Origin of the sequence: Acinetobacter sp. NBRC 100985, from assembly GCF_000241225.1 — a bacterium.
In the GTDB taxonomy this organism is placed as follows: Bacteria; Pseudomonadota; Gammaproteobacteria; order Pseudomonadales; family Moraxellaceae; genus Acinetobacter; species Acinetobacter venetianus.
In genome coordinates this window covers 86,310-99,907 of the sequence record NZ_BAEB01000021.1, presented here as the reverse complement: position 1 = coordinate 99,907, position 13,598 = coordinate 86,310, and the positions used below count along the sequence as shown (strand labels likewise).

Below are 13,598 nucleotides of genomic sequence, written 5' to 3'. Positions count from 1 at the left end.
GATTTATTGCATCTCCACATGTTCAAGTTGAGTTGCAGCCTGTTGAACAGTTTCAACAACTTCTTGTACTGGCATATAACTATTTACTAACCATTGCATGCTTGAATGAGACATATCCAAGAATGTTTGTGGGTAAATACCTAACCAAACTAGACCGATCACACAGATCATCAAAATACCAACTTCACGCGCTGATAGATCTTTCAATGGACTTGTATAGTGCTGCTGTTGCTCTGGATTTGGTGTACCAAACAATGCTTTATGAATCAAAATCAAACCATAAAGACCAGCAAACACCAAGCTTACTGCCGCAATAATCGTGAATACAGGATAAGCTTTGAATGAACCCATCAAGATCAGGAATTCACCAATAAAGTTACCTAAACCTGGTACACCCACAAGTGCAGCTACAAAGAACATTAAGAAAAATGGAAGGTACTGCAACTGACCGCGTAAACCACCCATTAAGCGTAAATCACGTGTATGTAAACGCTCATAAACCTGACCAGACATGATAAATAATGCAGCAGATGATAAGCCATGTGCCAACATCATGATCATAAGCCCCTGGAATGTCAGGATATTACCTGCGTAAATAGCAAGTAAGATGAAACCCATGTGCGAAATAGACGTATACGCAAGCAAACGTTTCATATCTGTTTGCTGGTACGCTAAGAATGCACCGTAGAAAATACCAATCAAACCAAGAATGATCGCAATATCAGCAAATTGTGCTGATGCTGCTGGGAAGAATGGGATAACGAAACGAAGTAAACCATAGGCTGCTGTTTTAATCAAAATACCAGCTAAGTCCACAGAACCTGCAGTTGGTGCTTGTGCATGCGCATCGGGTAACCAACCATGTAATGGGAACACAGGTAATTTCACAGCAAAACCGATGAAGAAACATAGCATAAATGCATAAGCAACTTCAGGCGGTAAGTGGTTCGCCACAGCCAATAAATAGTTGTAATCGAAGCCAATCATACCTGTCATCATGTATCCATAAACCACAAGGCCTAAGATACCGATCAACATAATCAAACCAGCAATTTGCGTGTATAAGAAGAACTTGGTTGCAGCATAAACACGTGAACGACCATTCGAGCCTTTATGACCCCATAACGCAATCAAGAAGTAGATTGGTACGAGCATCATCTCCCAGAAGAAGAAGAACAAGAATAAGTCAATCGCCAAGAATACACCGATAACACCACCTAAACTCCACAGGAGGTTTAAGTGGAAGAAACCAACATTCTTTTGGATCTCACCCCATGAACAGCCAACCGCAAGTACACCAAGTAATGCAGTCAGTAATACCATGAGTAAAGATAAACCATCCACTGCCAAGTGAATGCTAATGCCTAGTGTCTGAATCCAAGGTAAATGGAACTCAGCCGCCCAAGTTGGAACTTTACCACCCAGCTCGTAACTAAATGTACCACTTTGCCAAAGTGCAATGCCTAAACCAAAGGTAATAAGCATACCAATTAAGGCAATCCAACGCGGTAATTGTTGGTCGAATTTATCAACCAACCAACAAATAAAACCAGCAATGAAAGGAACTAAAATCAGTGCGGGTAAAATTAAATTGTTTTCCATTTTATTTCCCCACAACCTGAATCACGATCAAGATCATCAATAGCACCACTACACCGAGTGACATGCTTGATGCGTATTCACGTAATGAACCAGTTTGACGCGAACTAGTAAAGGTATTACCACCTTTCACAATCGCAGGTAATACTAGCCATAAACCATCAACTGGATCACGACCTAAGATTTTCGCAATCAATAAATAAGGTTTGACGAATACGATGTCATACAAAGCATCAAAACCAAATGCTGTACGGCAAATATGTGCTAAACCAGCGCCCAATGATGTTTGAGCAAATGATTTAACAGCACCATATGCAAAGGCAAATAGGAAGATACCTACTGCTAAACCAGCAAGTGCAATACCACTCGCCAAATGTTCTGCATGCACAACAGCTTCATGTAAAGCTTCAGGGATAACAAAACTTGGAATACTTGCAGCAGTCAATAAATTTGCAACTGGTGCTTGCAAGAAGTAACCAATTCCTGTTGATAACACAGCAAGAATCGCAAGTGGTGCCCAATATGTCACACCATGAATTGCATGAGCGTGAGTTTTTTCTTCACCGAAGAATACGACCCAAATTAGACGGAACGTATAAATAGAAGTTAAGAACGCGCCCGCTACACCAACCCAATACAATGTGTTGTAAAGTGGAATGTTTGCAATTGTAGACTGTGCATATACTGCACCCAAGATCGCATCTTTAGAGAAGAAGCCAACAGTCACGATTGGAAGCGCGGCTAATGCACCACCACCGATCACAAAACACCAGAATACGAATGGAATCCTATGACGTAATCCACCCATTTTGAAAATATTTTGTTCGTGATGACATGCCAAAATCACTGCACCTGAAGAAAGGAACAATAACGCTTTGAAGAATGCGTGAGCCAACATATGGAACAAACCAGCTTGGTACGCTTCAGCACCCACAGCCATGAACATATAACCGAGCTGACTCATAGTTGAGTATGCCAAGATACGTTTGATATCGGTTTGAACCAATGCCGCAAAACCAGCAACCAGTAAAGTCACAGCCCCTGTAATCGAGATGAACTGCATTACTTCTGGCGCCATTTCCATCACAGAGAACATACGGCAGCATAAGTACACACCCGCTGTAACCATTGTTGCAGCATGGATCAATGCAGATACTGGTGTAGGACCAGCCATCGCATCAGCTAACCAAGTTTGTAATGGAATTTGCGCTGATTTACCCGCCGCACCTAAGAACAACATCAATGCTGTCCAGATCGACAATGATGAGCTTTGCGTCATTACAGTTGCTGCATTTTCAACGATGTACTGTGTATTCAACGTACCAAATTGTTGATAGAGCAAGAACAATGCGATGAGTAAAAATACGTCACCCACACGTGTTACTGTAAATGCTTTGATTGCTGCCCAACCATTTGCAGGGTTAGAGTAGTAGAAACCAATCAACAGATATGAGCACAGACCAACACCTTCCCAACCTAAGAACAATAACGCTAAGTTATCACCCAATACCAACAACAACATGCTGGCAACGAATAGGTTGAAATAAGAGAAGAAACGCGCATAACCTTCTTCACCACGCATATACCATGATGCGAAAATATGAATCAGGAAACCCACACCTGTGATCATGCCTGTCATGAGTAATGACAAACCATCCAAATGTAAACTGATACCTGGCTCAAAACCGCCAACACTGAACCAAGTCCAAAGGTGTTGAACAAACACTGCTTCGCCACTGTTGGTAAATGCAATACCCGCAATTAAAGCAAATAGAGCAGATAAACCAACTGAACCCACACCAATAATAGCGGCTACATTTTCAGAAAGTTTGTCACGCCCTGCCGCTAACAGGATAAAACCAATGAGCGGAAATAAAACGGTTAAATATAATGTACTCATCCGCGCATCTCACTAGCAGCATCCACATCCAAGTGATGGAAGCGATGATAAAACTGAAGGACGATCGCAAGACCGATACACGCCTCTGCAGCAGCAAGCGTCAGAATCAAGATGAACATGATTTGTCCATCTGGCTGCGCCCAAACGCTACCCGCTAAAACAAATGCTAACGCAGCAGCATTCATCATCACTTCGAGGCTCATAAGCATAAATAAAAAGTTACGTCGTACCATTACACCGTAAAAACCCAGTGCAAAAAGGATGGTCGCAACGATCAAACCATGTTCTAAAGGGATGTGTCCCATTATTCTTTATCCTCTTCTGCACCTGGTTCACGTTTGCCTAAGTGGAATGCTGCAACAAGTGCTGCAAGCAATAACATCGCGGCAACTTCTACCAATAATAGATAGTGAGTAAATAGTGCTTGGCCGACTGCTTTAGGCCCAACAATTTCTGTACCCATAGGTGCAGAAATTGTGGTGTATTCACCGCCTAGCATCCATACCAAAATCAAGCCTAAAATAAAGCTCAACATTGCTGGATAAGCCCAAGCATCCGAAGACAACCATTTGCTTTCTTGTTCAATCGTATCTTGTCCAAGATTCAACATCATGACAACGAAGACGAACAAGACCATGATCGCACCAGCATAAACAATGATCTCAAGCGCAGCCGCAAACGGCGCGCCCACGATCATGAAAATACCAGCAACAGCAAGAAGTGAAACGATCAAACTTAAAAGTGCATGCACAGGATTCGTATTGGTTACAACACGAACTGTTGAAACGATGGCCACGAGCGCCATCAAATAAAATGGCCACATCATGGTAATAAGCTCCGTACATCAACTGGTGCACTTTCTTTCTGTGCTTGACCTTTCTCTTTACCGCTAACCGCCATACCTGTTACACGGTAGAAGTTGTAGTCAGGATATTTACCCGGTCCAGAGATAAGTAAGTTTTCTTTCTCATAAACTAAGTCTTGACGTACATATTCACCAAGTTCGAAATCTGGTGTGAGCTGAATTGCAGTTGTTGGACATGCTTCTTCACACATACCGCAGAAAATGCAGCGTGAGAAGTTAATGCGGAAAAACTCTGGATACCAACGTCCATCTTCTTTTTCCGCTTTTTGCAATGAAATACAGCCAACTGGGCAAGCAACCGCACAAAGGTTACATGCCACACAACGCTCTTCACCATCAGGATCACGCGTTAAGATAATGCGACCACGATAGCGTGGTGGAACAATTTGTTCAGCCGGTACTTCTGGATATAAAATCGTGTCACGTTTACGCGTTACATGGCTAAACACCATCCATAACGAACGAACAATCGATCCGAATCCAGCTAGAATTTTATACATTTTGTACTCCCTGCTGTCCTAGGCCTGATTCATCAGAATCACAGCACCAGTCACCAACAAGTTGACCAACGCCAATGGCAAACACACTTTCCAACCAAAGTTCATGACTTGATCATAACGAGGACGCATTAACGAACCACGCGCCAAGACAAACATCATTACAAAGAATGCTGTTTTAATCACGAACCAGAATACTGGTGGAACAAATGGAATTTCTAAGTTAAATGGTGCAAGCCATCCGCCGAAGAATAAAGTCACGATCAAAGCTGAGATCAAAACAACGTTGACATATTCCGCAACGAAGAACATCCCCCACTTCATACCACCATATTCAACATGGTAACCTTCGGCCAACTCTTGCTCAGCTTCTGGTTGGTCAAATGGATGACGGTGAGTCACAGCAACACCAGCAACCACGAAGATTAAGAAACCTAAGAATTGCGGAATGATGAACCACATATCACGTTGTGCTTCAACGATTTCACGAAGGTTAAATGAACCTGCGATTGCAACCACACCCATCAACGAGATACCCAAGAACACTTCATAAGAAATGGTTTGAGCAGCCGAACGAAGACCACCGAGTAATGAGTATTTGTTGTTTGAAGACCAACCACCAAATAACACCGCATAGACTGCGATACCCGCCATTGCCATAAAGAACAATAGGCCGATACTCATATCAGCAACACCTAGTGTAGGACTCACTGGGATGACCATGAATGAGAGTACCGCAGTTGCCATCGCAACTGCTGGTGCTAAACGGAAAGTGAGCTTGTCAGCAAACTTTGGTGTCCAGTCTTCTTTAAACATGATCTTGAGCATGTCGGCAACGATCTGGAACATACCACCCGGACCAACACGGTTTGGACCGTAACGGTCTTGCCATAATGCTAACAGACGACGCTCAATGAATGACATCAAAGCAGCAACCAAAACCACCACAAGCAAGATCACAATGGCTTGAATCACTGAATAAGCAATTGGCCAATTTTCAGCCCAAAGTGGCGTTTGACGTATAATTTCTTGATTCATGAATTACACTCCTACCGCCACAGACACTGGCTCTGCCAATGAAACTGTTGGTGCTAAACCAATTGGATAACCAATATAGCCTGTTGGTAAATATTCAATCACTTGTACAGGTAAACTGATGCTAGTTTCGCCCGCTTGAACTGTAATTCGTTGACCATCTTGAACATTTAAACGTGTCGCATCTTGTTCACCCACCGCAAACATTGCTTCAGGGATACGAGATTCCATCGCAGGTGTTTTAATGGTGAATTCGCCAGAACCAAAAATATGGTGCATTGGTACAAGACGGAAGCTTTCAGGATTCACAACAACAGCCGACGGTGCTACATAGCTACGTGCAGGACGTTTTGCTAAGCGATCAAATAGACGTACACCTGAATCACCACCTTTTAAGTGACCACCCACCTCATCTTGGTATTTGTTCCAAGCTTGAGGAGAGTTCCAACCCGCAGACCATGCGAATGGTACTAATGAAGATGCTGTCTGATTACCCACATAACCTTCCATAGAGAACGTTAATGCTGAATCTGGATCAGTCGGTTGTTTTGGTTCATGAATCGATAAAGGCGCACGAATTGCTGTACGACCAGAATAACGGCGTGGTTCACGTGCAATTTTCAAACCGTGAATACGATAGCCAGCATCTGGAGCAACATCTTCAATTGCAGCAAGCACAGGAACATTTTTCACGATGTCTTCAATGACATCGTCCAACAATGTCCAATCGACTGCTTTGCCTTTAAGACCCGTCTCAACGGCATGTAACCAGCGCCATGATTCTTTGATCGCATATTCAGGCTTGTAATAGCTTGGGTCATACACTTGATAGAAACGTTGCGCACGGCCTTCTTGGCTCACAACAGTACCATCACCTTCAGCAAAGCTTGCAGCAGAAAGTACGATATCAGCAAGTTTCAAAGTCTCAGTTTCACTATGATCCAAAACGATCACAGTTTGAGCTTTATCAAATGCAGCTTGAACTTGAGCAACTGGCAAACGACGCGTTAAGTCATTTTCTACAACAACGACTGCATCATAATCTAGTGCAAAAGCTTGTTCTAGGCTTAAACCACCGAACAATGCCAAGCCCATTGTGTTCACTTCAGGAACAGTCAATGACAAGCCCGCATTTTCACCTAGATTCTGTGCAACTTGTGCAGCTGCTTCCATAATCGCTGGATCTTGTAAGCTTGTACCAGAGATAATCAATGGCTTTTTCGCTGCTTTCAACGTATCCGCAATGGTTTGAGCAAATGCTTTTGCATCATCAGCTAGGCCAGCAAGTGACTCACCTTTAACCGCAGCAGCAACAGCAAAACCTAAACGTGCAATATCGTTTGGCGATGCGACGACTTCACCCGTTGCTACATCTGCTAAACGAGTTTGCGTAGCCGCAAGGATATAAATTGGAGATTTTGCATCTTGACCAATACGTTGTACAGGTTCAGCTAACCAGTCTGGCGTACGTGTTGCAGCCGCCATTTCTTTGGCTTTATTTTTCGCCGCTTGACGTACTGACAAAGCCATACGTGGTGCAGTTTGCGTTAAGTCTTCACCTAAGATCAACACCGCATCATAGCTTTCAATTTCACGCATGTTCGGGTTGTAAATACCCTGCGTTTGCATGATTGATGCAGCTAACTCAGCCAATTTCTGCTCTTTTTGAGACATTCCTGTTGAGTAGTTGTCTTGTCCAACCAATTCGCGAAGTGCGTAGTTTGATTCCAAGCTTGCGCGTGGAGAACCAATACCTAACACTTTTTTACCTTGAAGCTGTGCAATCACTTGATCAAGTGCTTGATCCACAGTCACATTCGCAACAGTTTCACCATTACGGAATTGTGGTTGACGTGGACGATCTTCACGGTTGACATAACCCACACCGAAACGACCTTTATCACAAAGGAAGTATTGGTTTACAGAGCCATTGAAACGGTTTTCAACACGACGGATTTCACCATAGCGTTCACCCGGAGAGATGTTACAACCCGAAGAACAACCATGACATACACTTGGTGCATATTGCATATCCCACTTACGGTTATAACGTGCTGAATGTGTTTTATCCGTGAATACACCTGTTGGGCAAACTTCAGTCAAGTTACCAGAGAATTCAGATTCTAAAGTACCTGACTCTGGACGACCAAAGTAAACACGTGAAGCATTGGCATATACACCAAAGTCCGTACCACCCGCATAGTCTTTGTAGTAACGCACACAACGATAACACGCGATACAACGGTTCATCTCATGCGCAATGAACGAACCTAACTCTTGGTTATAGTGAGTACGTTTGGTAAAGCGATAGCGACGACGATCGTGCTGAGTCATTACCGTCATATCTTGTAAATGACAGTGACCACCTTCTTCACACACTGGACAGTCATGTGGGTGATTCGTCATCAAGAATTCAACGATCGACGCACGGAAATCCGTTGCTTCTTTGTCTTCAATCGAGATATAGGTATTGTCAGCAGCGGGTGTCATACATGACATCACCAAACGTCCACGTGTGTCCTCAGGATTTGCATACTGAGTCACCGCACATTGACGACAAGAACCAACAGAACCTAAGGATGGGTGCCAACAAAAATACGGGATGTCGATGCCAAGGCTAAGACATGCTTGTAGCAAGTTTTCTGAGCCGTTGACTTCATACGATTTTCCATCGACATGAATTGTAGCCATAGTCGAATTCCTTAAGCTTGTTCTACGTCTAGAGCTGGAGCATGGGTCTTAACCTTTGCCTCAAACTCGCTACGGAAATATTTAAGTGCGCCCATAAGCGGCTCCATCGCACCTGGTGCGTGAGCACAGAAAGTTTTACCGATCCATAATTTACGAGTCAGTTCTTGTAAATGGTCGATATCTTCTTTCTTACCTTCGCCTGTTTCGAGTGCTTTAAGCGCTTTCACTGCCCAAGGTAAACCATCACGGCATGGTGTACAGAAACCACAAGATTCACGCGCAAAGAATTCTTCTAAATTACGTGTAGCAGAAACCATACATTGAGTTTCATCAACAACCATCAACAAACACGTACCTAGACGTGAACCTGCTTTCATGATGCTTTCAGCATCCATAGGCAAGTCAATATGTTCAGCCGCTAAGAAATCTGTTGATGCACCACCCGGTAACCATGCTTTTAACGTTAAACCGTCACGCATACCGCCCGCATGATCTTCAATCACTTCGCGCGCAGTTGTACCAAAAGGCAGTTCCCAAAGTCCTGGGAATTTAACTTTGCCAGATGCACCGTAAATCTTAGTACCTGGGTCTTTAGACTTATGTGCTGATAAGTTGATGTACCACTCAGGACCACGCAACATAATTGCAGGCAAGTTATTGTAGGTCTCAACGTTGTTTACAATCGTTGGGCGACCCCATGCCCCTGCAACTTGCGGGAATGGTGGCTTAGTACGCGGGTTCGCACGACGGCCTTCCAATGAGTTGATCAATGCCGTTTCTTCACCACAGATATAACGACCAGCACCTGTGTGAACATGCATATCAAAGTTCCAGCCTGTTCCAAGGATGTTGTCACCCAAGTAACCTTTGGCACGGATTTGCTCTAATGCTTCATTTAAGTATTGAGCCGCTTCAACATATTCACCACGAATGAAGATATAACCTTGAGTTGCTTCTAAGGTATAACCTGCAATCAGCATACCTTCGATCAATTGATGAGGAAGTTTTTCCATCAACAAACGGTCTTTAAAAGTACCAGGTTCCATTTCATCAGCATTACAGATCAAATAGCGTGGACCACCATCATTTGGTGCCATCAATGACCATTTAATCCCTGCTGGGAAACCTGCACCACCACGACCTTTGACCGTTGCAGCTTTAATGACTTCAAGCACGTCTTTTGGTGGCATGCTCAATGCTTTTTTAAAGCCAGCATAACCCTCAAGTGCTTCGTAGTCATCAGCAGCGCGAACGTGTTCTTGTTTGCTCAAACGCCAAGTCAGCGGATGAGTTTCTGGATTACCGTCGCCATAAATTGGTTTTGGTTCAGTATTCATACATACTTCTCCAATAACTGTTTAACTGATGATACGTCTACAAGACCATGCGTATCTTCATCAATCATTAACGTTGGACCTTTATCACAGTTGCCTAGACAGCAAATTGGAAGCAAGGTAAAACGACCGTCTGCTGTGGTTTGTCCATACTGGATACCCAACTCACGCTGAAATGCTTCAGCTAAAGTCTCTGCACCCATCAAGAAGCATGCAATTGAGTCACACAATAGAATTACATGGCGACCAACTGGCTGACGGTAGATACGGTTATAGAAAGTTGCAACACCTTCAAGATCCGCCACGCTCATAGTCAACAACTGCGCAATTGCATTCATTTGTGCATCATCTACCCAACCATTACGGCGTTGTACACACTTCAATGCATCTAATGATGCTGCACGTGGGTACGGATAGTGACCAATGTGATGTTCAATTTCATGAATTTCGTCAGCAGTCAAAATTCCTTCAACATTCACACGTGGTTTTTTATCAGTCAAAATCATCATAATCGTTTACCCCTAGCGATCCACGTCAGCCATAACCACGTCAATGGTTGCCAAGTAAATGATCAAGTCAGATACCAAGCTGCCGTTAATCACGGAAGGAATTTGCTGTAAGTGTGTGAACGTTGGTGTACGAATACGGGTACGATAGCTCATTGTTGACTTATCTGATGTGAGGTAATACGTACTTGCCCCCTTCACCACTTCAGTCATAAATGATGCTTCACCCGCAGGCATTACAGGGCCCCATGACACGCTTAAGAAGTGCGTAATCAAGGTTTCAATATCTTGTAATGTCTTATCTTTCGGTGGCGGAACTGCCAATGGGTGATCCGCTTTATATGGACCAGAAGGCATATTATCCAAACACTGCTGAATGATTTTTAATGATTCAGTAATTTCACGGAAGTGAACCAAGACACGTGCATAAGCATCGCCTTCATATTCCACTGGAACATCAAAGTCAAAGTTTTCATAGCCACTGTATGGACGATATTTACGAACATCAAAATCAATACCTGTCGCACGTAAACCAGTACCTGTAATACCCCAAGCCAACGCAGATTTTGCATCGTATTGCGCAACATTGCGGGTACGACCAATAAATACTGAGTTTTTAAGCGCAGCGGTATAGTACTCATTCAAGCGTTTCGGCATCCACTCCAACAGTTCCTTAACTAACTTTTGCCAGTTATTTGGAAGGTCGTGTGCTGTACCACCGATACGGAACCATGCTGGGTGCATACGGTAACCCGTAATCGCTTCAACGATGTCATAGACTTTTTGACGGTCAGCGAACATGTAGAATACAGGGGTCATACCACCCGCATCCTGAATTGCTGTACCACAGTAAAGTAAATGGTTGTTGATACGGAATAATTCGTTCAACATCACACGAATCACTTGTGCACGTTCAGGTACTTTAATCCCTGCAAGCTGCTCAACAGCCATCACATATGGCATGTTTTGCGCACAACCACCAAGGTAGTCGACACGATCCGTATAAGGAATGAATGAATGCCATGTTTGACGTTCAGCCATCTTTTCCACACCACGGTGGTGATAGCCAATATCAGGCACACAGTCTTTAACTTCTTCGCCATCTAGCTGTAAAACGATACGGAACGCACCATGTGCAGATGGGTGGTTAGGACCTAAGTTCAAGAACATGAAGTCTTCGTCATCGTTCCCGCGTTTTAGACCCCAGTCTTCTGGCACAAAGCGTAAATGTTCTTGTTCGAAATCTTGCTTCGCTTGGTCTTGCATATACGGGGTGTATTCTGTCGCACGCGCAGAATATTCTTTACGTAAAGGATGACCTTTCCAATAAGTTGGTAGCAAGATACGACGGAGCATTGGATGCCCTGCGAAATCAATACCGAACATATCGTATGCTTCACGTTCGTACCAGTTGGCATTTGGCCAAATGTTGGTTGCAGTTGGAATGCTTAAATCATTTTCATTCAATGCAACTTTAATACGAATGTCACTATTACGCTCTAACGATAATAAGTGATAGAACACAGTGAAATCAGATGCTGGTAACCCGTCACGATGAACACGTAAACGCTCATCAACCGCAGACAAGTCAAACAACATCACATAAGGACGTTCCACTTTACGGAGGAACATGAGGACTTCTTGCACGCGTGCGCGCTCAACCCAGACTGTTGGAAACTCTTCAAAAGTCGCCTGCACGTAGAAATTCTCACCAAATTTGGTTTTGAGCTCTTCTACGATTGCAAATGCTGGGCGTGAATCAACTTGCGTTGATTCTGGCATAGCAATGTCAGTTTCAGCCATTGGCTTGGCTTCCTATTTAATACAAATTCTGGCAATTTTTCCGATGACCATACTCATCACGAATATGTCAAAAACTCATCGTTAAAATTATTTAATTTCATCCATAGAGCGTAGGTTTTTCACCGCAATACGATCAGCATTTTTACGATCACGTTCTGGCATCATCTTTGGCTTATACACAGGCTGAAGATCATCACCAATAACGGCTGAAAGTGGACGGCGCTCTAATTGAATTTGGTCTTGAAGTAACATCAATGCTTGGATTAATGCTTCTGGACGAGGTGGACAACCCGGGATGTACACATCAACAGGAATGATTTTGTCTACACCTTGAACCACAGAATAGATGTCGTACATACCACCAGAGTTAGCACAAGCACCCATTGAAATCACCCATTTAGGCTCAAGCATTTGTTCATACAAACGTTGAATTACAGGTGCCATTTTGACAAAGCAGGTTCCTGCAACGATCATCAAATCCGCTTGTCGTGGTGAAGCACGAATAACCTCAGCACCGAAACGTGACAAGTCATGTACGCCTGTTAATGTCGTTGCATACTCAACGTAGCAGCAAGATGTACCAAAGTTAAATGGCCACAAAGAGTTTTTACGCCCCCAGTTCACTGCTGTATGCAACACATCTTCAAGACGTGTCATCATCACGCTTTTATTAACTTCTTCCTCAAGAGGATCAGTTACGATTTGACGATCTTGTAATGGATATTGATCGGCATCCGGATTCGCACGGGTTAAAGTATATTTCATCCCGACTTACTCCTGTTCAGATGATGATGTAGTCGGTGTTTTAGATTTAACACGACCAGAAGACTGTGCTGGAATATGACCAGTAGGATCGACAACCAACTCTTCAATGTTATTGAATCGAGTAATGTCAGCAATATTCATATTTGGCGAACCGATATTCGTTTTAATACCAGCCGCTTTACGACGATCAGAAGGTGCCCAGTTCAGCGCGCCAGTTGAAAGTTCATAAATCAGACCAATTAATAAAACGAGAATAAAGACTGCAGCAGTTGCAAAACCAACCCAACCAACTTCACGTACTGAAGTTGCCCAGGCATAGAGATAGAGGGCTTCTAAATCGAAAACCACAAAGAAAATTGCAACTAAATAGAATTTGGCTGACAAGCGGATACGAGCACCGCCCGCACTAACTACACCTGATTCAAACTGCTCTTGCTTTGCACGTCCCCATGCTTTACCCCCTAGGAGTAAGGGAACAGTGAGCATAAAAACGCAAAGAAATGTAACGCCGATCACGAAGGCAATAATTGCCCAATCGTATGGAGTAATGGCACTCATGCGGGGATAACTCCTGGCAGGCCTATTTTTAACAAAGAATGTATG

12 protein-coding genes are annotated in these 13,598 nt (G+C 43.5%); all 12 read right to left on the bottom strand.

Annotation, left to right across the window (positions count from 1 at the left end; genetic code table 11):
- Positions 1–3: 3 nt before the first annotated feature.
- The gene (nuoM, locus tag ACT4_RS06990) at positions 4–1,602 is read right to left on the bottom strand and encodes an NADH-quinone oxidoreductase subunit M (protein ID WP_007480960.1); all 1,599 of its coding nucleotides are present in this window, start codon (positions 1,600–1,602) and stop codon (positions 4–6) included.
- A 1-nt stretch (position 1,603) separates the two neighbouring features.
- Positions 1,604–3,499 (bottom strand): NADH-quinone oxidoreductase subunit L, encoded by a 1,896-nt coding sequence (gene nuoL, locus ACT4_RS06985; RefSeq protein ID WP_007480959.1) that lies wholly within the window; start codon positions 3,497–3,499, stop codon positions 1,604–1,606.
- On the bottom strand, positions 3,496–3,804 hold the full coding sequence (gene nuoK / locus ACT4_RS06980; RefSeq protein ID WP_004881318.1) for an NADH-quinone oxidoreductase subunit NuoK: 309 nt from the start codon (positions 3,802–3,804) through the stop codon (positions 3,496–3,498). Before nuoK ends, nuoL begins: the two co-directional genes overlap by 4 nt.
- Entirely contained in the window at positions 3,804–4,322 is a 519-nt protein-coding gene (gene nuoJ, locus ACT4_RS06975) for an NADH-quinone oxidoreductase subunit J (protein WP_017196614.1), read from the bottom strand. The genes nuoK and nuoJ overlap by 1 nt, the downstream gene beginning before the upstream one ends.
- A complete protein-coding gene (gene nuoI, locus ACT4_RS06970; RefSeq protein WP_004881322.1) occupies positions 4,322–4,864 on the bottom strand; it encodes an NADH-quinone oxidoreductase subunit NuoI in 543 nt (180 codons plus the stop codon). Before nuoI ends, nuoJ begins: the two co-directional genes overlap by 1 nt.
- An 18-nt stretch (positions 4,865–4,882) precedes the next feature.
- On the bottom strand, positions 4,883–5,899 hold the full coding sequence (gene nuoH, locus ACT4_RS06965) for an NADH-quinone oxidoreductase subunit NuoH (RefSeq protein ID WP_004881324.1): 1,017 nt from the start codon (positions 5,897–5,899) through the stop codon (positions 4,883–4,885).
- Between the two features lie 3 nt (positions 5,900–5,902).
- Positions 5,903–8,587, bottom strand: a complete 2,685-nt coding sequence (gene nuoG, locus ACT4_RS06960; RefSeq protein WP_007480957.1) for an NADH-quinone oxidoreductase subunit NuoG — start codon at positions 8,585–8,587, stop codon at positions 5,903–5,905.
- 11 nt (positions 8,588–8,598) lie between these two features.
- A complete protein-coding gene (nuoF, locus tag ACT4_RS06955) occupies positions 8,599–9,924 on the bottom strand; it encodes an NADH-quinone oxidoreductase subunit NuoF (RefSeq protein ID WP_004881327.1) in 1,326 nt (441 codons plus the stop codon).
- On the bottom strand, positions 9,921–10,430 hold the full coding sequence (gene nuoE, locus ACT4_RS06950) for an NADH-quinone oxidoreductase subunit NuoE (protein ID WP_004881330.1): 510 nt from the start codon (positions 10,428–10,430) through the stop codon (positions 9,921–9,923). The genes nuoF and nuoE overlap by 4 nt, the downstream gene beginning before the upstream one ends.
- A 12-nt stretch (positions 10,431–10,442) precedes the next feature.
- Entirely contained in the window at positions 10,443–12,230 is a 1,788-nt protein-coding gene (gene nuoC / locus ACT4_RS06945) for an NADH-quinone oxidoreductase subunit C/D (protein WP_007480954.1), read from the bottom strand.
- An 87-nt stretch (positions 12,231–12,317) separates the two neighbouring features.
- Positions 12,318–12,995, bottom strand: a complete 678-nt coding sequence (locus ACT4_RS06940; protein ID WP_004881335.1) for an NADH-quinone oxidoreductase subunit B family protein — start codon at positions 12,993–12,995, stop codon at positions 12,318–12,320.
- Between the two features lie 6 nt (positions 12,996–13,001).
- Positions 13,002–13,553, bottom strand: a complete 552-nt coding sequence (locus ACT4_RS06935; RefSeq protein WP_004881337.1) for an NADH-quinone oxidoreductase subunit A — start codon at positions 13,551–13,553, stop codon at positions 13,002–13,004.
- Positions 13,554–13,598 lie beyond the last annotated feature (45 nt).